Here is a 17,130-nt window from a genome sequence, read left to right as displayed (position 1 = left end):
TCGTCGGTCGTCAGTGGATGTGGCCTTCCTCGCGGAGCTGGTCGGCCTCGGACTTCTCGTAGCGCCAACTGATGTCGGCCTTCTCGTCCTGCCAGTCCCACGGTTCGACGAGCACGACGTCGTCTTCGCGGATCCACACTCGTTTCTGCATCCGACCGGGGATGCGGGCGGTTCGCTCGGTGCCGTCCGCACAGCGCACTTCGACGCGGTTCGCGCCGAGCATGTTCGTTACGACTGCAAACACCTCGTCGTCGTCCGGCATTCGGAGGTCGCGTCGCTGTCCAGACTCGCTCATACTCGAACGTCACGGCTCCGGACAGTTATGTGTTGTTGCCGCGTCTCGCTCCGGTTCGCGGAACTACTCGACGTCCGCGCGAGCGAACCGGCGGTAGCCGAGCACCAGCGGAACGACGCCCCACGCGGCGAGGATGACGAAGCCGACCCACTCCTGGGCGTAGAACGCGGTCGACTCGGGGTAGAACGTGATCTCCCGATACTCGGGGATGACCGCCCGCGCGGTGTGCATGAACGCCGTCGAGGGGTTGAGCATCCCGACGAAGTTGAACCAGTCCGGGAGCCCTCCGTCCGGGATGTCCTGTCCGTAGATCGCCAACTGGAGCACTAACAGCACGACGTCCCACCCCAAGATGAAGAGCGAGTACAGCGCACTCGCGCCGACGAACGCTCTCGTACGGGACCGAAGCCCCGCGGAGAACCCGGTCGCGAGGGCGGTGTAGACGGCACCGTAGAACGCCGTCAACAGCGTGTAGAGCACGAACACCTCGACGTCGAACGACTCGTAGGTGAGCAATGCGACGACCCCAGCCGCGGCGTAGCCGACCAACACGGCGACGACGACGACTCCGGTCCGTCCGACGAACTTGCCGAACACGACGTCGGCACGGGAGTTCGGCAGTCCGATCAGGAGACGGAGGCTCCCGCTCTCGCGCTCGCCGGCGACCGTGTCGTAGGCGACGACGAGACTGATGACCGGTATCAGAAACACCGTCGGCTGTCGCATGCTGTTCAACAGTGCCAACGTGCTCTCGTCGACGGGACTATCCTGGTACGGGAGGGGAATCCATTGTATCGCGGCGAGTCCGGCCGCGAAGAGGGTGAACAGGAGGACGAGCGAGACTAGCGTGTACGACCGGATCGAGTCCTCGAAGTCCTTCCTGACGACGGCGGACAGACTCATGACAGCAAATCGACCGGTCGGCCCTTAGCTCTTGTGTGGGCAGGATACCGTCGCTCGAATCGGACATCCGAGCAGTGTTCCGCCGGTTCACCGCCTCTCGACCGCGACCGTCGGCCGTGATTTTAAATAAGGGTGGCGAGAAGCGCCGGTGTCCCTCCATGGTACGTAGTCTCTCCCGCTGGTTCGACTCGAAGTCGTTCTCGGTTCAGCTACTCGTTCTCGCACTCGTCCTCGACCCGATCGGCTTCGCCTCCGGCTACCTGCTCGCGCCGTCGCTGGGCGTCGATCCGCTGATGGGCGGCGTGTACGGTCTCGTCGCCGCGAGTTTCCCGATGTCGTGGCACGTGATGCAGCAGTCTAGGTGAGCGCAGCGTCGACCTGCTGTCGAGACGAACTGTTCCGGTCACGAGCGCATCCCTCCCGAAAGCGACAGGTTTACTCTCGACGCTCGAAACTCCCCTGCTATGCTCGACAAACTCGGAACGACCGGTCTCTTCGGCGTCGTCCTCCTGGTCGTCGGTATCGCCGTCGTCGCGGTTCGCGCACCTGTCGTCGCCGCCGGCATCACGCTCTCGCTCGTGGGTCTCGGTCTCGTCGCGAAGGGGCTCGTCGGCAACGTGCTGTCGATGTTCGGGATGGCCTGAGTCGGCCGTTCCACCCAAACGACAAGAAGGGCGGCGACGAGAGGTGAACCATGGACTCGCTTTCCGACCCGGACGCGCTCCGAACGCGGTCGGACGTCGCGTTCAGCGAGGAACGAACCGTCGACGACCGAGCGGGGTTCGACTACTTCGCGGCCATCGGCGGACTGGTCGCCGTCGGCGTCACCAACCACGCCGGCGCGGTTCTCCTGATGAACAGTCCTGACGGATGGCGACTCCCGTACGGACCGGTGGCCGACGACGAGGACTGGCTGGCCGCCGGGCGACGCCTCGGCGAGACGCTCACCGACGCCGAGATGGCGGTCGACCGGGTGGAACGCGTCACGAGAGTGACGCACTCGACGAACGCCGACGACCGGGAAGCGACGAGCTACGACGTCGTGCTCCGCATGGAACCCGTCGAGGGCGAACCGCTCGGTGCCGACCCGAGCTTCGGCCCGTGGGAGGAGCTTGACGTCGAGTGGTTCGACGCCGTCCCCGACGACCTCTACCGGAACCACGGCGACGCCGTCGACGTTCGACTGTTCGTCGAGTGACTGCAGTCTCGGTGTTTCTCCGCTCTGTCTGCCAAAAAAGCCGTGTCGACTACTGCTGCGTCTGAATCTTCTCGCGACCCGGTGCGATGAGTTCGTCGAGGTACGACGCCAGCGCGGTCTTGGCGTCCATCGGGTGGAGTTCGCCGGATTCGAGATCCGCCTCGAGCGACTCGTAGTCGTCGTAGGTCAAGTCGCCACCGTACTCCTCGGGCCGTTCGACGACGACCTGCTGGAACCGTGGGAAGACGTGGTACTCGAAGATCTGCAGGACGGGGTTCTCGCGGTCGTTACCGTCGTCGTCGGGGTCGGGGTGGGCCGTCGGCGGGCAGAACGCCGCGTTGACCTTCTCTTCGATGTCCTCCGTGGAGTCCTCCATCGAGATGGTCGTCCCCGTCGACGAGGACATCTTGCCGACGCCCGTCGAGAGGTCGGCGATGAGCGGCGTGTGCAGACAGGTCGGCGACTCCTCGTCGATGGCCGGGAGGACGTCGCGGGCGAGCATGTGGACCTTCCGCTGTTCCATCCCGCCGATGGCGAGATCGACGTCGAGGTAGACGATGTCGAGCGCCTGCATCAGCGGGTAGACCGCCTGTGACACCTTCGCCGACTCGCCGCTCTTGATCTCGGCCATCGCTCGCTCGGCCCGCGACAGCGTCGTGTTGAGCTCCAGTGCGTGGAGGTCCAGCACGTACTGGCGGTCGAACTGGAACTCCGACCCGAGGACGAACTCGGTCTGCTCCTCGTCGAGACCGTACGCGAGGAACTGCGCCTTCATCCGCTCGGCCGTCTCGCGGATCTCCTCGAAGCTCCCCTTGTCGTTGAGGTAGGCGTGGACGTCTGCGAGGAGGACGGTCACGTCGAGACCGGCCTCCTGCAGTTCGATGAGTTTCGTCGCCGTCAGCATGTGACCGATGTGGAGGACGCCCGAGGGTTCGTAGCCCACGTACGCCCGCTTTCCGTCGGGTGCTTCGGCTAGCGCGCGGACCTCGTCCTCGGTGACCACCTCGGAGGCGTTCCGGGTGATCCGTTCGTAGGCGTCCATACTCGTGTGAAACTCGGGGGGCGGGATATGACTTCTGGATGTGTGCGAACGGTTCGGCGGCTCGGTCGACGTCTCCCGCTCCGTCTCGTTCGCTCGTGGCACGACCCTCGCATATCGTCGTGTTTATCGGTCGGGCTTCGAAATCTGAGAGCGATGAATCCGCTCCACGCTCGGTACCCGTTCTTCGAAGGTGCGCGTGAGGCGGTCGAGGCGTCCGGCGTCGCGCTGCCGACGCTCGTCGCCGAGGACGCGCCGGCCGTCGCTCGCGGACGAGAACGGGTCGAGCGGGCGCTGCTCTCGGGGACGACGGCGTCCGAGACCCCCCGCGAGTGGAGCGTCCAGGACGAACTGCTCTCCTACCCGATCGCCCGCATCCTCGTCTCGCTCGTCGACGCTCCGGCGGCCGTGCGGAAGTACGCCGCCGCCGAGGCCGCCACCGCCGCCGACCGCTTCGCCGCCGACTTCGAGACGGCCGACGACGGGCTCAAGAGCACCAGTCGGCGGCGTCTCTCGCTGGACGACGTGCTCCGGGAGTTCGACCTGGTCGACGACGTCCGGGCGGAACCGACCGAGCGCGGTCGCGACCCCGACTGGTTCCGCGTCGCGCTCGGGTCGTATCTCGCGCTCGTCGACCCCGACTGGGGCGAGCGGTGGCGACTCGTCAACTGCGAGGTCGTCGACGGCACCGTCCGCGTCGAACGCGTGGACCTCTCGAGACTCCTGCGCGAAGCGGTCGAACGCCGGGTCGCCGACGGGTTGCCGTTTCAGGTCCGCGGCACCGCCGGCGGCGACGCCCTCGCCGAGTCGCTGGCCGAGGAGGTCGGGACGCTCAGAGACCTGCTCGCCGACCACCGCGACGTCCGCGACATCGACACCGTCGCGCCCGACCGCTTCCCGCCGTGTATGTCGCACCTGCTCGACCGGGTCCGCCGCGACAACGAACTCGACGCCCACTCGACGTTCGCGCTCACCGCCTTCCTCACCGGAATCGGGATGGACACCGACGAGATCGTCCGCTTCTACCGCGACACCGCTCTCGACGAGGAGACGGTCCGCTACCAGACGGAGTATCTCCGCGACGACACCGGGACGCAGTTCGCCGCACCCACCTGTGCGACGATGCAGGCCTACGGTGACTGCGTGAACATGGACGAGCGGTGTGAGACTATCGCCCACCCGATGAGCTACTACGAGAAGGCGCTCGACGAGGCCGACGAGGTCCGCGACTGGCGCGAACGCGAGGCGTGAGACCTACCGCGAGAGGAAGAAACCGACGACGGCCATCGCGACGACGAACAACACGATCGCACCGATGAGCGCGAGACCACCGGTCCCGGTGAGACTGGGGCCGTAGACCCCACCGATTGCGACGATGAGTGCGATGAAGAAGCCGACTGCGACGACGGAGACGATGATTTCCTTGAGCGTCTCCCCTTCGATAGCCATGCCCGGCCGTTTCCGCGGACGTAGTAAAAGGACTTCGGAAACACTCCCCTCTCGAGTCCCCGGAAAACCACGAATTCAGCGATTTCTGCGCCTCAGCCGAAGGTTTAGGTGTCTACGGCCCCTAACTCTGTCGACGACGAGGCGACAGCCTCGTGATACCCATGACGCATCCAGAACACACACCAGCGTCACCGCGATCGACCCCTGCGAACGCACCGACGACTCTGCCAGCCGACGGCTTCACCGGGCGGGCGCTCCGCGCACGGACCGAACCGATGGTCGTCCGACCGCTTCGAGACGACCGCTACGTCGTCGAGACCGACCACGGTACCTACGTCGTCGACTTGGACGACCGTTCCTGTACCTGCCCCGACCACGCGATCCGCGGCGCACGCTGCAAACATCTCCGTCGCGTCGCCATCGAAGTCAACGAGGGCCGCGTCCCGCCGCCCGGCAAGCGAAGCGCCGTCTGTGCGGTCTGCGGCGTCCGGACGTTCGTTCCCCTCGCCGAACGGGGGCCACAGCTGTGTGAGACCCACCGCTTCACGCCGGGGGAGTTCGCCCGCGACCGCGAGACCGGCAGCGTGCTCGTCGTGACGGCGCTCACGACCGAACGGGCCGACGAGTACGAGACTGAGGAGGGGCGCACCGTCGCCGACTACGAGACCAACGTCCACTACGGCGGTCACGAACCGGTCGTCGAGGCCGCCTACGTCGAGTCGCTCCGCGCCGTCGACGGCGTGGTCGACTTCGGCGGCGTGAAACGCTACGGCTTCCCCGCCTCGCGCCTCCAGCGACTCGGACGGAGCCACCCACGCGTGGCCGCCGCGCCGACGACGGACGCCGCGCCAGTGTAACTCGAGTCGGACCAGTCGGACGCGAGACGGCCGGAACTCACTCGAGCATCTCGGCCGCCTCGTCGACCGAGACGACGCCCTCCTTCACCGCGTTGAGCACGTCGCGGACGCCCTTCGAGGGACCGTCGTCCGGTTCGGCGTGGTCGGCGAGCGTCGTCTTCTTCGACGTGCCGACGAACTCGTCGAAGTCGACGCCGTCGGCCAGCGCGGTCTCCTTCTTGACTCGGTAGTTGCCGCCGTCGGTCGTGTAGAGATCCGCCGGGTGGAAGAAGTACCAGTCCTCGCGGTCGAACCGGACGCCGATGCGGGGTTTCGCCCCGAAGTTCTTCGAGAAGTAGACGAGCGCTTCGACCTCCTCGCCGGTGAGATAGATGGGGTTGCCCGAACTCGACTTCGCTTCGACGGCGTAGAAGGTGTCGCCGTTGCCGGCGAGCACGTCGGGGAGTTCGCGCGTCGTCGCGCCGCCGCTGGCCGGCGCGCGCATCACGGCGAACCCGGCCTCGTCGAGTCTGTTGACGAGTTCGCGTTCCCGCCTGTCACCTTTCCTGTTGGCGGCCATACTCGGACTGGCAGGTGGGCGGGCTTAAGTCGGACGACCTACGTCGGTCGACGCCCGCGTCGAGTCACTCGGTTCAGGTCCCGTGGGCCCACGAGCCCATGTACTCGCGCTGCTCCTCGCTCAGCGAGTCGAACTCGATGCCCTCTGCCTCCAGCTTGATCTCGGCGACTTCGCGGTCCAGGTCGTCCGGCACGTCGTGGACGCCGGCGTCGTACTCCTCGTCGTTCTCGACGAGCTCGCGGACGCAGACGGCCTGCACGCCGAACGACTGGTCCATCACCTCGACCGGGTGACCGAGTGCGAGCGGTGCGGCGAGGTTGACGAGTCGCCCCTCGGCGAGGACGTTGAGACGACGGCCGTCGGCCATCTCGTAGGCCTCGACACCGTCGCGGGCCTCGTACCGGTCGACCGCGAGGTCGTCGAGTTCGTCGAGGTTGATCTCGACGTCGAAGTGCCCCGCGTTGGCGAGGAGAACGCCGTCCTGCATCTGCTCGAAGTGTTCGCGGGTGACGACGTCGCGGTTGCCCGTCGTCGTGATGAAGACGTCGCCGACCTCCGCCGCTTCGGCCATCGGCATCACGTCGTACCCCTCCATGTGGGCTTCGAGCGCGCGCCGGGAGTCGACCTCGGTGACGATGACGTTCGCGTTCTGGCCGGCGGCCTTCTTGGCGACGCCCTTTCCGCAGTAGCCGTAGCCGCCGACGACGACGTTCTTGCCGGCCCACGAGAGGTTCGTCGTCATGGCGATCGTGGCGAGAGAAGACTCGCCGGTGCCGTGGACGTTGTCGAACAGCCGTTTCATCGGCGTGTCGTTGACGGCGAAGACCGGGTACTGCAGTTCGCCGTCCTCGTCCATCGCTCGCAGGCGGTGAACGCCGGTCGTCGTCTCCTCGGCCCCGCCGAGGAGCGTGTCGACGAGGTCGGGGTACTCCTCGTGGACGAGGTAGACGAGGTCCATCCCGTCGTCGACGGTGACCGTCGGGTCGAAGTCGAGCGTCGCCCGCAGCGCCTCGTAGTAGCCGTCGTCGTCGACGCCGCGGACGGCGTAGGAGGTGATGTTGTCGTGGGCGTCGAGCGCGGCGCTCACGTCGTCGTGCGTCGACAGCGGGTTACAGCCGGTGATCGCCACCTCTGCACCGCCGAGCGCGAGCAGTTCGACGAGGTTCGCGGTCTTCGCCTCGACGTGCATCGCCATCGCGATACGCTGGCCGTCGAGCGGTTTCTCCGCTTCGAACTCCTCGCGAAGTGCCTGCAGGATCGGCATATGCTGGAGCGCCCAGTCCATCTTGCGGCGACCCTCTTCGCGAGCACTTTCGACGTCGTCGAGATGCTCGCTGATCGGGGGATACGTCTCGCTCATACGTCTGGATGGGGTCAGGGCGGTGAAAACGATACCGAAGGCGGAACGACGTCTGAAACGACGTGTCCGCTCGCTGTCCCCGTGCTCGACGAGGGGTTCGAGTCGTTCGTCAACGAACCGACGAGCTACCTCTTGCCGTTTCCGTTTCCGTTCCCGTTACTCGGGTGTCCGTCTCCGTCGGGACCGTTCTCGCGCGTGTCGGTCTCTTCCGACGCTGCGGTCTCCTCGTCTCGCGTCTCGTCCTGTCCCACGTCACCCGACTTGTCCTCGTTCGACTTGTCCGGACCCCCTGCGTGCTCGGGCTTTCCGTTGTCTCTCTTGTCTGGGCCGCCAGCCTGTTCGGGTTTGCCTTTGTTCGCCTTGTCTGGTCCACCCGCCTGCTCGGGTTTGCCTTTGTTCGCCTTGTCCGGGCCGCCAGCGTGGTCCGGCTTCTTGTCGTTGCTCGGGTTGTGCTTCTTCACGAACTCCGAGACGTACTGACCGATCCCGCCCTCGCTGTCCGTCCCGTCGAGGAGCCCGTGGACGAAGAAGGAGACGCGCTGGCCGAAGTTCGCGAACGTCTGTTCGGTGAGCTTCGCCGTCGTCTCGTCGGTGAGATCACCGCTCGTCGCGGTGACGGTCACCGTCGTCGACTCGGCCGGCGCCGGGAGCGAGACGGTCCCGTCCGTCCCGGTTCGGTAGGAGCCGGTGCCGGCGTACGTCCCCTCGCTCGTCACCTCGACCGCGGCGCCCGAGACGGGGTCGCCGTACTGCGTCACCGTGACGGTCGCCGTCCTGTCGGAGTTCTGGTCGGCGTTCACGTCGAGGGAATCCCCGAGTGCGAGCAGTTCGACCGTGGTCTCGGCCGATCCGGTCTCCGTCGCGGCGGCCACGGTCAGTTCGACTGTCTCCTCGGGGACGGGGAGCGTGACGGTTCCGTTCGCGTCCGTCTCGTACTCGCCGCTGCCCGCGTACGTCTCCTCGTCTGTCGCGGCGACGGCGACCGTCGCGCCCTCGACGGCCGTCCCGTCTTCGGTGACGGTGACGACGGCTTCGCCGGTGTTCCCCGCCTGTTCGACGCCGACGGCGACGTTCCCCGTCGACTGTGCCGCGACTGTGCCCGCGGCGCCGGCGATGCCCGCGAAGACGAGCAGCACCGCAGCCGCGATCGCTGTGATCTGGTTCTCGGTGTTCATTGCGACCTGTCCATGAACGATGAGTGATATAAACTGGGTTCGTCGTTCACCTGGTTCGTTCCGTTCAACGAACGGCTCACATCGTTCATCAGCGTTTAGAAACTTCTTCGAAAGCGTAGTTTACTGATTGGAATAGTATTATTCCGGAGCTGTTCGGCGGCCCGTTATCAGCTGTGAAAACGCCAGTTCGGCTACGCGGCGCGCTCGGCGAGGTCCGCGGCGTGCTCCCGGGCGCGCTCCAGCACGGCCGACTCGTCCATCGTCAGCACCTCGCGATCCCGCATGAGAACCTGCCCGTCGCAGACGGTGTGTCGCACGTCCGACCCGCGGGCGGCGTAGGCGAGGTGGCTCACGAGGTCGTGGGGCGGCGTCAGATGCGGCGCGTCGAGGTCGACGACGGCGAGGTCGGCGTTCGCACCCGATTCGACGACGCCCGACCGGAAGCCGAGCGCGTCGGCGCTCCCCTTCGTCGCCAGTTCGACGACCGTCTCGGCGCTGACGGCGCTGGCGTCGTCGGCCGCGAGCTTGCCCAGCATCGCCGCGTCGCGCAGTTCGTCGAACATGTCGAGGTCGTTGTTCGAGGCCGCGCCGTCGGTGCCGATGCCGACCGTCACGCCGGCGTCGAGCATCCGCTGGACGGGTGCCATCCCGCTCGCGAGCTTCATGTTCGAGGCCGGACAGTGGACGACGCCCGTCCCGCGCGACGCCAGCAGGTCGATCTCCGTCTCGTCGACGTGGACGCCGTGGGCGACGAAGTCCGACGCGCCGAGCATCCCCAGGCCGTCGGCGTACGCCAGCGGGCGCTCGCCGCGTTCGTCGACGATGGGGTCGACCTCGTCGGTCGTCTCGTTGGCGTGGAAGTGGACCGGGATGCCGTCTTCGCGCGCCTCGGCGACGCTCTCGCGGAGGTACTCCTCTCCCACCGTGGTCAACGAGTGGGGCATGTACGCCGTCCTGATGCGCCCGTCGGCAGCGCCGTCGTACTCGCGGGCGACAGAGAGGCTCTCGTCGACGTCGGCGCGTGCACCCTCGTCGTCCTTGACGACGGTGACGACGCCGTGACCGACGCGGGCCCGCAACCCGGCGTCGTCGACGGCGTCGACGATCTCGGGCACCTCGAAGTACATGTCGGCGAACCCGGTCGTGCCGGATTTGATCATCTCCAGCACCCCCAGTTCGGCCCCGACGTGGACGTCTTCGGGCGTCAGCTCGGCCTCGGCCGGCCAGATGTCCTCCTGCAGCCACGCGTCCAACTCCTTGTCGTCGGCGTAGCCGCGCAGTAGCGTCATGGCGACGTGACAGTGGGCGTTGACGAGCCCCGGCATCACCAGGCCGCCCGAGGCGTCGAGCGTCTCGTCGGCGGTAGCGAGATCCGACCCGACCTCGAGGATCGTCCCTTCGTCGGCGTCGACGAGGACGTCCGCCTCGACGACCTCCATCTCCGGCAGGAGCACCTGCCCGTCCGCGATGAGGAGCGTACTCATGTCCGAGCGTTCCGCGGAGGGCACATTAGGTGGTGTGGTTCGTGACGTGGAGGGCAACGGCCCGTGGAGGGAAAGACAGTTCTCCCGCGGGCGTGAGAGACCGGTATGCGCATCGCCGTGCCCAACAAGGGGCGCATCCACGACCCGACGATCGACCTGCTCGAACACGCCGGCCTCCACATCGAGAACGGAGCGGAGCGTAAACTGTACGCCGAGACCGTCGACCCCGACGTCACCGTGCTGTTCGTCCGCGCGGCGGACATCCCCGAGTACGTCCGCGACGGCGCGGCCGACCTGGGTATCACGGGCTACGACCAGGTCCGGGAGTCGGGCCACGAGTTGACGGAACTGCTGGACCTCGAGTTCGGCAAGTGTCGACTCGTCCTCGCCGCCCCCGAGGACGGCGACATCGAGGACGTCCAGGACGTCGACGACAAGAGCGTCGCCACCGAGTTCCCCACCATCGCGCGTCGCTACTTCGAGGAGCAGGGCGTCGACCCCGAGATCGTGAAGGTGACGGGCGCGACCGAACTCACCCCCCACGTCGAGATGGCCGACGCCATCATCGACATCACGTCGACGGGGACGACGCTCGCGGTCAACCGACTGGCCGTCGTCGACGAGGTGCTCTCCTCCTCCGTGCGCCTCTTCGCCCGTCCGGACGTCACCGACGATCCGAAGGTCCAACAGGTGACGATGGCGCTGCGCTCGGTGCTCGCCGCCGACGGCAAACGCTACCTGATGATGAACGCGCCCAAGGACAGGCTGGACGACGTCCGGGAGGTCATCCCCGGGATGGGCGGCCCGACGGTGATGGACGTCGCCGGCGACGAGATGGTGGCGGTCCACGTCGTCGTCGACGAACGCGACGTGTTCTCCGTCATCAGCGACCTCCGGGAGGTCGGCGCGTCTGACATCCTCGTCACCGAGATCGAGCGGTTGGTCGAGTAGAACCGACGCCCACCGACTCCGTTCAGGCGTCGTCGTCCCCTCGACGCCCTCCCGTCCGCAACTCCGGCGTCGTCACTCCCGGATGCACCCCGACCTCCCCGTACCGCCAGCGGACCCACGCGACGATGGCCGCGCTCCCGAGCAGCATCGCACCCACCCCGAGCAGCCCCGCCTCGGGGCCGAAACTCCCACCCGTCACCAGATCCGGCCCCTGTTCACGCGTGGCGACGACCGTCGCGTCGACGCCGAGACCGCTCACCGGGAAGCCGTAGACGCCGCCCTGAAACAGGTTCCACGTGATGTGGAGGCCGACGGGGATGGCGAGCTCGTTCGTCAGCACGTAGCCGAGCGCCAGCATGACCCCTGCGAGCGTGATCGTCACGGTGCTCACGAGCGAGGCGCTGGGGTTGCTCGCGTGGAGCAGTCCGAAGACGCCCGAGGAGAGGGCGACGGCGACGGCGACGGCCCAGCGTTCGCCGACGTAGCCCGTCAGCCCCTCGGCGACGTTCGACAGGAGATAGCCACGGGCGAACAGCTCCTCGTAGACGCCGACCAGCACGAAGAGGACGACGAGCGTCGCCAGCCCGCCGACGACGGCGTCACCGACGAGAAACCCAGTGATACGGAACCATCCGGCCGCGACGCCGACGCCGAAGACGAGCGTCATCAGCCCCGCGCCGAGACCGAGGCCGAACCCGAGATCCAGCCACCACGAGCGATCGAGGTGGAACCCGAAGTCGCTGAAGTGTCGTCGGTCGAAGAACCGCCCGGCGACGACGACGCCGAGGGCGATGGCGACGCCCGAGACGAGACTGCCGACCAGCCCCGTCGCGAGGTCGCCCGCGGTCGCTCCGAGCAGTCCGACTAGCAGCGCCCCGACCCCGAGCAGTCCGACGAGGACGGCGACCCCGAGCGTGACGACGGCGACGAGGAGGAGACCCGCGACCAGCCGCACCGGTGCACGGGGTCGTCGCTCGGCGCGGTTCCACACCAGCGACTTCAGCGAGTCGACCATGACGGCGTTGCGTCCGGCAGTCGCTTGAGTGCTCTCCTTCTCCATCTCCGGGGCTGATCCCGAGGCAATTCACCCCGGTGCGCTCGCGAGCAGGAAGGTGAGCCCGAACAGCACCGTCCCGAGGAGGATGCTGACGACGACGTGGATGGCGGTGACGTACGCCGTCAGCCGTCGCGAGCGGCCGTACAGGAGGGAGATGGCCGTCGCGTCGACGACGAGCGCCGTGAGGATGGCGAGGAAGGGGTTGAGACCGAAGGCGGCCGAGACGACCGCGATGGCCGCCGGGAGCGGGCCGACGGCGAACGCCTTCTTCACCTCGACGTCGCCGAGGACGTTCCGGGCCGCGATGTGGGCCGTGATCGAGAGAAACAGCGCGAACAGGCCGACCGTCCCGGCGATCGCGACGGGGCTACCGACCGACCCGGCCTGGAGAGTGACCATGCGCTCCGTTGGCGGTGTGGGGGTTTGGTCCTGACGCTCTCGGGTCGGAGACGAGAGAGGAGAGAGTCGGAGACGTCGAGTCGGCGGGGTGACGAGTCGGTGCGTCGTCGAAGCGGTGCGTCGATGCGGTGGTCAGCCGAGGAGACCGAGTTCGGAGAGGCGGTCGGTGATGACCTCGACCGCGTGTTTGGCGTCCTCGGGTTTCTTCCCGCCCGTGATGACGAGCTTCCCCGACCCGAACAGCAGCGCCACGACCTTCGGTTCGTCGAGGCGGTAGACGAGTCCCGGGAACTGCTCGGGCTCGTACTCGATGTTCTCCAGCCCGAGCCCGATGGCGATGGCGTTGAGGTTGAGGTTCTTGCCGAGGTCGGCGCTGGTGACGATGTTCTGGACGGTGATCTCGGGGTCGTCTTCGACCTGAATCTTCAGCTCGCGGAGCTTGTCGAAGACGATGTTGAGACTCTCGTGGACGTCGTCGGTCGACTTCGCACCGGTGCAGACGATCTTGCCGGAGCGGAAGATGAGCGCCGCAGACTTCGGGTTCTGGGTGCGGTAGACGAGGCCGGGGAACTGCTCTGGGTCGTAGTCGGCCCCTTCGAGGTCCATCGCCACGCTCTGCAGGTCGAGTTCCTGCCCGATTCCCGTCGAGGCGACCACGTTTTCGATGTTGATTGTGTCCGTGGGGTCGGTCATGCGTCGATTTAAGGGTCGTATTTAAGGTTTAAAAAGATTGGTGCTACTGAATGATACGTCGACAGCGTGACTAAACGCTCGAATCGTGGGAGACGACCCGCCTCGCCGTGTCTCGAGGCGATCGCGTCGCTCGGTGGGTGGTACCGAGTCGCGCCCGCGACGGCGGGAGTCGGCATCCTCATACCGGTCGACCGTCACACTGCGAGCGTGTACTGTCTCGAACTCGCCGGCGAGGACGACGCGTTCGCCGCCTGCGAGGCCGCCAGTGCGGCCGACGCCGTCGACGTCGTCGCCCCCGGCCTCGCGACGGCCCGGGGTATCCACTCCGACCGCCTCCGCACGCTGGCGTACACCCACCGGGCCAGCGAACTCGTCGGCCACACCGACGCCGACGTCGACAGCGCTCGGCACCTGCTGGAGGCCGCGGCTATCGACCGTCGTGGGTCGGTCGCCGTCCGCGCTCGCGACGTCCACGGCGAGACGGACGTGAGCACACAGGACGCCGAACGGACGCTCGGCAGCGTTCTCGTCGACCGCGGGTTCACCGTCGACCTCGACGACCCCGACCACGTCCTGCGGGCGCTGTTCTCCGACGACGTCTGTCTCCTGGGGTGGCTCGCCGAGGAGAGTATCCGCGACTTCGGCGACCGCAAGCCGACCGACCGCCCGTTCTTCCAGCCCGGGAGCATGGCCCCGCTCGACGCCCGTGCGTTCGTCAACATCGCGGGAGCGAAACCCGGAGCGACCATCCTCGACCCGATGTGCGGGACCGGCGGCGTCCTCCTGGAGGCGGCGCTGGTCGGTGCTCGCGTCGTCGGAGCAGACGCTCAGTGGAAGATGGCCCGCGGGAGTCGAACGAACCTCGACGCGCTCACTCCGGAGGCGACGTGGGACGTGCTGCGCGGCGACGCGACGAGTCTCGCCCTCCGCGACGACAGCGTCGACGGCGTCGTCTTCGACGCTCCCTACGGCCGCCAGTCGAAGATCGCCCGGCACGAACTCGCCGACCTCGTCGCCGGCGCGCTCGCGGAGGCCGCCCGCGTCGCTCCCCGGGCCGTCGTCGTCGCCGACCGCTCGTGGGAAGACGCCGCCGTCGACGCCGGGTGGCAGGTCGACCACCTGTTCGAGCGACGGGTCCACGGGTCGCTCACGCGGCACGTCCACGTGCTGACGCGCGCGTAGCGTCACCACTCGTCGGAACCGTCCTTCTCCCCGGTGTGACTGTCTGACAAACCCCCCTGTTTCCACTGGAGAACGAGCGACGGCGACGGGGGAGGTTACGCTTCGTCGGTGGGCGTCTCGACGAGAACTGTCTCGCCGGCCGAGACGCGCTGGCCTCTCTCGACTCGGACGTCGTCGACGTCGGCCCACTCGGGAAGCAGCACGTCTGCGCGACTGCCGAAGGCGATGTGGCCGAGTCGCTGGCCGCGGGCGACGGACTCGCCGCCGCCGACGTAGGGGTGGATGCGCCGGGCGAACCAGCCGGCGATGAACGACACCTCGTGGGTGCCGAAGTCGACGTCGACGCGCTCGTTGCGGTCCGAGTCCTTCGAGAACGCGGGTTTGTTCGCGCCGGGGAGGTGAGTGACCGACTCGACGTAGCCGTCCAGCGGCGCGCGGATGACGTGGACGTCGGTGACGTTCATGAAGACGCCCACGCGGACCCGTCCGTCCTCCTCGCGGATCACGGAGATCTTCCCGTCCGCGGGCGCGACGACGCCCGACTCGGGTGGGGTGCGGTCGGGGTCGCGGAAGAAGGCGACGACGGCGACGCCGACGAGGAGGAGCGCGAGACCGACCGGCAGGGAGACGACGAGCGCCGGAATCGCGAGCACCAGCGGCGGTGCCGCGTAGCGCCACGTCCCGGGGGTGACTCGTGCGGTCATCGGTCGGCGGGCTCCGTCGCCCACGCCGACAGCAGATGCGTGAGGTGGATCGTCGCGTCCGTCCCGGTCGCCAGATCGAGGTCGACGTCGCCGGCCAGTCGGTAGAGCCGTGCGAGGTCGCCGCCAGCGATCTCGGACTTCGAGCGGGCGACGCGCAGCAGTTCGATCAGCAGCTCCTGTCCGTCGTACCCCTCGTCGGAGACGAGGTCGTCGACGGTCTTTCTCGCAGAACTGATGTCGCCGGACTCGGCCGCCGACAGCGCCTCCAGTATCGCCTCGTCGTGGCCGAGTTCGCCCATCGTCTGGTAGGCCGCCTGCATCGTGAGTTCGTCGTGTTCGACGACCGTCGCCTGTGCTGACAGGACGGCCTTCCGGAGATTGCCGCCGGCGGCGCTGGCGACGAACTCCAGCCCGTCGGGGTCGGCGTCGACGTCCTCTGCGTCGACGATCCCTTCGAGCACGTCGATGGTCTCGTCGGTCGTCGGCGCGCGGACGGGGACGGGGAAACAGCGCGAGCGGATCGGCGGGATGAGCTTCGAGGGCTGGCGCGTGGCGATGACGAACTGGGTCGTCCGGTGGTGCTGTTCCATCACGCGGCGCAGCGCCTGCTGGAAGTCTTCCCTGATCGCCTCGGCGTTGTCGAGCACGATCGTCTTGAACGACCCCGACATGGGGGCGTAGCTGGCGGACTCTTTGAGCACGCGGTTTATCATGTCGCGTTTGGCCATCCGACTCCGCCCTTCTAGAAACTGCTCGAAGCGCGGGTCGGTGCGGATCTCCTTTTTCGTCCGGTTGAAGAAGTCCGCGACGTTGATCTCGACGAGGTCGTTGTCGGGGTCGTCGTGCGTCTCGCGGGCGAGCGCCCGGACGGCGGCCGTCTTGCCGACGCCCGCCGGCCCCTGCACCACGAGGTTCATCGGTTCGTCGACGGCGCGGGCCAGCCGGTCGCGCACCTCCGACTGCGGGAGGTCGGCGAGGGCCGGCGCGTGCGTGTCCGTCCACAGCGGCGCGTCCATCGGTCTGTCGTAACCGGGCGACGGGTAAGAATCGGTCGGTTGTGGCGCTCGAACTGCCTTCGGACTCGGTCGTATCGAACCGGCTACCGTCGGACAGGTCGCTTCGTGGGGGTCGTGGGTCGTCAGACCGTACTCGGCCGCCTGCTGTGTCTCTCGACCTCGAACGCCGCTCGAGCGGTCTGACCCGAGCGGCCAGTTCGAGCGGACGTGTCGGCGGAACAGGTCAACTAGCCTTGGACGGCGACCTGCGTCTGACTGCTGGACTGTGACTGGCTCGCGGAGTTACCGTGTCCCCGCTGCGTCGAACGCTGCGTCTGCTTGCTGTCTTGGTCCTGGTCGACGTCGTTGTGCTTCCCGTCCTGCTTCGCACGCTGCGTCTGCTCGTTGCGCTGGGTCTGGTCGACGTCGTTGTCGTCACCCTTCTGTCGCGCCCGCTGGCGCTGGTCGTTGTCCTGGTCCTGATCGACGTCGTTCTTCCAGCCCATCTGCTTCGCCCACGCGTCTGCGTGGTTCTGCTGGCGCTGGTCGGCGTCGTTTCGCTCGCTCTCGCGGTGGTCCTTGTGCTTCTTCCGGTCGTCTTTCTTGTCGTCGTGCGCCGCTGCGACTCCTGCGAGGCCGCTGAGTAGGAGTGTGGCGACGACGAACACGACGAGCATCTGTCTTCCGAGTTTTCGATCCATTGTTACTCAGTCGGGCGTGGCCCGACAAATCGATAAATCGACGATTGTCGCATTAGTTACTAGTCATGTTACCTTGATTAAAGAACGATTTCCGCTCGAATTCGGTATTTCTAGACTCTCGCCCGCTAC

At 67.2% G+C, this 17,130-nt stretch carries 21 protein-coding genes; 7 read left to right on the top strand and 14 right to left on the bottom strand.

The features are described from left to right. Window positions 1–10: 10 nt before the first annotated feature. Window positions 11–295 (bottom strand): translation initiation factor eIF-1A, encoded by a 285-nt coding sequence (eif1A, locus tag EOHIBHHM_RS05975; protein ID WP_497255564.1) that lies wholly within the window; start codon window positions 293–295, stop codon window positions 11–13. Between the two features lie 63 nt (window positions 296–358). Beyond that, the gene (locus tag EOHIBHHM_RS05970) at window positions 359–1,198 is read right to left on the bottom strand and encodes an ABC transporter permease subunit (protein WP_497255562.1); all 840 of its coding nucleotides are present in this window, start codon (window positions 1,196–1,198) and stop codon (window positions 359–361) included. A gap of 158 nt (window positions 1,199–1,356) precedes the next feature. On the opposite strand from EOHIBHHM_RS05970, the gene EOHIBHHM_RS05965 reads away from it, so the two are divergent. The 3 genes from EOHIBHHM_RS05965 (at window position 1,357) to EOHIBHHM_RS05955 (ending at window position 2,396) form a co-directional block, all read left to right on the top strand. Beyond that, entirely contained in the window at window positions 1,357–1,563 is a 207-nt protein-coding gene (locus EOHIBHHM_RS05965) for a DUF8141 family membrane protein (protein WP_497255560.1), read from the top strand. Between the two features lie 99 nt (window positions 1,564–1,662). Further along, window positions 1,663–1,842, top strand: a complete 180-nt coding sequence (locus EOHIBHHM_RS05960; protein ID WP_497255558.1) for a DUF7470 family protein — start codon at window positions 1,663–1,665, stop codon at window positions 1,840–1,842. Window positions 1,843–1,892: 50 nt separating this feature from the next. Continuing rightward, on the top strand, window positions 1,893–2,396 hold the full coding sequence (locus tag EOHIBHHM_RS05955; protein WP_497255556.1) for a hypothetical protein: 504 nt from the start codon (window positions 1,893–1,895) through the stop codon (window positions 2,394–2,396). Window positions 2,397–2,445: 49 nt separating this feature from the next. Here the strand turns inward: EOHIBHHM_RS05955 and EOHIBHHM_RS05950 are convergent, their stop codons facing one another. Then, entirely contained in the window at window positions 2,446–3,438 is a 993-nt protein-coding gene (locus EOHIBHHM_RS05950; RefSeq protein ID WP_497255554.1) for a tyrosine--tRNA ligase, read from the bottom strand. A gap of 153 nt (window positions 3,439–3,591) precedes the next feature. Here EOHIBHHM_RS05950 and EOHIBHHM_RS05945 point away from each other — a divergent pair, with 153 nt between their 5' ends. Next, window positions 3,592–4,686 (top strand): DNA primase, encoded by a 1,095-nt coding sequence (locus EOHIBHHM_RS05945; RefSeq protein ID WP_497255552.1) that lies wholly within the window; start codon window positions 3,592–3,594, stop codon window positions 4,684–4,686. Window positions 4,687–4,689: 3 nt separating this feature from the next. Here EOHIBHHM_RS05945 and EOHIBHHM_RS05940 read toward each other — a convergent pair whose 3' ends face one another. After that, window positions 4,690–4,884, bottom strand: a complete 195-nt coding sequence (locus EOHIBHHM_RS05940) for a DUF7472 family protein (RefSeq protein WP_497255550.1) — start codon at window positions 4,882–4,884, stop codon at window positions 4,690–4,692. Window positions 4,885–5,045: 161 nt separating this feature from the next. Here EOHIBHHM_RS05940 and EOHIBHHM_RS05935 point away from each other — a divergent pair, with 161 nt between their 5' ends. Continuing rightward, entirely contained in the window at window positions 5,046–5,741 is a 696-nt protein-coding gene (locus EOHIBHHM_RS05935; RefSeq protein ID WP_497255548.1) for an SWIM zinc finger family protein, read from the top strand. 37 nt (window positions 5,742–5,778) lie between these two features. On the opposite strand, the gene hjc is transcribed toward EOHIBHHM_RS05935, so the two are convergent. The 4 genes from hjc to EOHIBHHM_RS05915 all read right to left on the bottom strand — a co-directional run bounded on the left by hjc (window position 5,779) and on the right by EOHIBHHM_RS05915 (window position 10,319). Further along, window positions 5,779–6,300 carry a Holliday junction resolvase Hjc gene (gene hjc, locus EOHIBHHM_RS05930; protein WP_089822554.1) on the bottom strand — a complete coding sequence of 174 codons (522 nt, stop codon included), beginning with the start codon at window positions 6,298–6,300 and terminating at the stop codon, window positions 5,779–5,781. A 73-nt stretch (window positions 6,301–6,373) separates the two neighbouring features. Further along, the gene (locus EOHIBHHM_RS05925) at window positions 6,374–7,660 is read right to left on the bottom strand and encodes an adenosylhomocysteinase (protein WP_497255546.1); all 1,287 of its coding nucleotides are present in this window, start codon (window positions 7,658–7,660) and stop codon (window positions 6,374–6,376) included. A gap of 125 nt (window positions 7,661–7,785) precedes the next feature. Continuing rightward, window positions 7,786–8,835, bottom strand: a complete 1,050-nt coding sequence (locus EOHIBHHM_RS05920) for a hypothetical protein (protein WP_497255544.1) — start codon at window positions 8,833–8,835, stop codon at window positions 7,786–7,788. A 191-nt stretch (window positions 8,836–9,026) separates the two neighbouring features. After that, a complete protein-coding gene (locus EOHIBHHM_RS05915) occupies window positions 9,027–10,319 on the bottom strand; it encodes an amidohydrolase (protein ID WP_497255542.1) in 1,293 nt (430 codons plus the stop codon). A 105-nt stretch (window positions 10,320–10,424) separates the two neighbouring features. On the opposite strand from EOHIBHHM_RS05915, the gene hisG reads away from it, so the two are divergent. After that, window positions 10,425–11,270, top strand: coding sequence for an ATP phosphoribosyltransferase (hisG, locus tag EOHIBHHM_RS05910; RefSeq protein ID WP_497255540.1), 846 nt, complete (start codon window positions 10,425–10,427; stop codon window positions 11,268–11,270). A gap of 22 nt (window positions 11,271–11,292) precedes the next feature. Here hisG and EOHIBHHM_RS05905 read toward each other — a convergent pair whose 3' ends face one another. From EOHIBHHM_RS05905 to EOHIBHHM_RS05895, 3 genes are all read right to left on the bottom strand, one after another. Next, complete coding sequence (locus tag EOHIBHHM_RS05905) at window positions 11,293–12,285, bottom strand: CPBP family intramembrane glutamic endopeptidase (protein ID WP_497255538.1); 993 nt, start codon at window positions 12,283–12,285, stop codon at window positions 11,293–11,295. Window positions 12,286–12,354: 69 nt separating this feature from the next. Further along, window positions 12,355–12,726: a DUF7473 family protein gene (locus EOHIBHHM_RS05900; RefSeq protein ID WP_497255536.1), complete on the bottom strand. Its 372-nt coding sequence runs from the start codon at window positions 12,724–12,726 to the stop codon at window positions 12,355–12,357. Window positions 12,727–12,858: 132 nt separating this feature from the next. Further along, entirely contained in the window at window positions 12,859–13,419 is a 561-nt protein-coding gene (locus EOHIBHHM_RS05895; RefSeq protein ID WP_089822541.1) for a TATA-box-binding protein, read from the bottom strand. Between the two features lie 207 nt (window positions 13,420–13,626). On the opposite strand from EOHIBHHM_RS05895, the gene EOHIBHHM_RS05890 reads away from it, so the two are divergent. Beyond that, window positions 13,627–14,601: a TIGR01177 family methyltransferase gene (locus EOHIBHHM_RS05890; protein WP_497256923.1), complete on the top strand. Its 975-nt coding sequence runs from the start codon at window positions 13,627–13,629 to the stop codon at window positions 14,599–14,601. Between the two features lie 95 nt (window positions 14,602–14,696). Here EOHIBHHM_RS05890 and EOHIBHHM_RS05885 read toward each other — a convergent pair whose 3' ends face one another. From EOHIBHHM_RS05885 to EOHIBHHM_RS05875, 3 genes are all read right to left on the bottom strand, one after another. Beyond that, entirely contained in the window at window positions 14,697–15,305 is a 609-nt protein-coding gene (locus tag EOHIBHHM_RS05885; RefSeq protein WP_497255534.1) for a protein sorting system archaetidylserine decarboxylase, read from the bottom strand. Beyond that, the gene (locus EOHIBHHM_RS05880; RefSeq protein WP_497255533.1) at window positions 15,302–16,321 is read right to left on the bottom strand and encodes an AAA family ATPase; all 1,020 of its coding nucleotides are present in this window, start codon (window positions 16,319–16,321) and stop codon (window positions 15,302–15,304) included. The genes EOHIBHHM_RS05885 and EOHIBHHM_RS05880 overlap by 4 nt, the downstream gene beginning before the upstream one ends. Before the next feature lie 227 nt (window positions 16,322–16,548). After that, entirely contained in the window at window positions 16,549–17,001 is a 453-nt protein-coding gene (locus EOHIBHHM_RS05875; protein ID WP_497255531.1) for a hypothetical protein, read from the bottom strand. Window positions 17,002–17,130: the final 129 nt, after the last annotated feature.

Source organism: Halogranum roseipondis, assembly GCF_059695585.1.
This window is presented reverse-complemented; position numbering and strand designations above follow the sequence as displayed.

What these genes read in the sequence shown, in the direction of transcription:
- eif1A (WP_497255564.1), bottom strand. Translation starts at nt 295, where the DNA reads ATGAGCGAGTCTGGACAGCGACGCGACCTCCGAATGCCGGACGACGAC.
- EOHIBHHM_RS05970 (WP_497255562.1), bottom strand. Translation starts at nt 1,198, where the DNA reads ATGAGTCTGTCCGCCGTCGTCAGGAAGGACTTCGAGGACTCGATCCGG.
- EOHIBHHM_RS05965 (WP_497255560.1), top strand. Translation starts at nt 1,357, where the DNA reads ATGGTACGTAGTCTCTCCCGCTGGTTCGACTCGAAGTCGTTCTCGGTT.
- EOHIBHHM_RS05960 (WP_497255558.1), top strand. Translation starts at nt 1,663, where the DNA reads ATGCTCGACAAACTCGGAACGACCGGTCTCTTCGGCGTCGTCCTCCTG.
- EOHIBHHM_RS05955 (WP_497255556.1), top strand. Translation starts at nt 1,893, where the DNA reads ATGGACTCGCTTTCCGACCCGGACGCGCTCCGAACGCGGTCGGACGTC.
- EOHIBHHM_RS05950 (WP_497255554.1), bottom strand. Translation starts at nt 3,438, where the DNA reads ATGGACGCCTACGAACGGATCACCCGGAACGCCTCCGAGGTGGTCACC.
- EOHIBHHM_RS05945 (WP_497255552.1), top strand. Translation starts at nt 3,592, where the DNA reads ATGAATCCGCTCCACGCTCGGTACCCGTTCTTCGAAGGTGCGCGTGAG.
- EOHIBHHM_RS05940 (WP_497255550.1), bottom strand. Translation starts at nt 4,884, where the DNA reads ATGGCTATCGAAGGGGAGACGCTCAAGGAAATCATCGTCTCCGTCGTC.
- EOHIBHHM_RS05935 (WP_497255548.1), top strand. Translation starts at nt 5,046, where the DNA reads ATGACGCATCCAGAACACACACCAGCGTCACCGCGATCGACCCCTGCG.
- hjc (WP_089822554.1), bottom strand. Translation starts at nt 6,300, where the DNA reads ATGGCCGCCAACAGGAAAGGTGACAGGCGGGAACGCGAACTCGTCAAC.
- EOHIBHHM_RS05925 (WP_497255546.1), bottom strand. Translation starts at nt 7,660, where the DNA reads ATGAGCGAGACGTATCCCCCGATCAGCGAGCATCTCGACGACGTCGAA.
- EOHIBHHM_RS05920 (WP_497255544.1), bottom strand. Translation starts at nt 8,835, where the DNA reads ATGAACACCGAGAACCAGATCACAGCGATCGCGGCTGCGGTGCTGCTC.
- EOHIBHHM_RS05915 (WP_497255542.1), bottom strand. Translation starts at nt 10,319, where the DNA reads ATGAGTACGCTCCTCATCGCGGACGGGCAGGTGCTCCTGCCGGAGATG.
- hisG (WP_497255540.1), top strand. Translation starts at nt 10,425, where the DNA reads ATGCGCATCGCCGTGCCCAACAAGGGGCGCATCCACGACCCGACGATC.
- EOHIBHHM_RS05905 (WP_497255538.1), bottom strand. Translation starts at nt 12,285, where the DNA reads ATGGTCGACTCGCTGAAGTCGCTGGTGTGGAACCGCGCCGAGCGACGA.
- EOHIBHHM_RS05900 (WP_497255536.1), bottom strand. Translation starts at nt 12,726, where the DNA reads ATGGTCACTCTCCAGGCCGGGTCGGTCGGTAGCCCCGTCGCGATCGCC.
- EOHIBHHM_RS05895 (WP_089822541.1), bottom strand. Translation starts at nt 13,419, where the DNA reads ATGACCGACCCCACGGACACAATCAACATCGAAAACGTGGTCGCCTCG.
- EOHIBHHM_RS05885 (WP_497255534.1), bottom strand. Translation starts at nt 15,305, where the DNA reads ATGACCGCACGAGTCACCCCCGGGACGTGGCGCTACGCGGCACCGCCG.
- EOHIBHHM_RS05880 (WP_497255533.1), bottom strand. Translation starts at nt 16,321, where the DNA reads ATGGACGCGCCGCTGTGGACGGACACGCACGCGCCGGCCCTCGCCGAC.
- EOHIBHHM_RS05875 (WP_497255531.1), bottom strand. Translation starts at nt 17,001, where the DNA reads ATGGATCGAAAACTCGGAAGACAGATGCTCGTCGTGTTCGTCGTCGCC.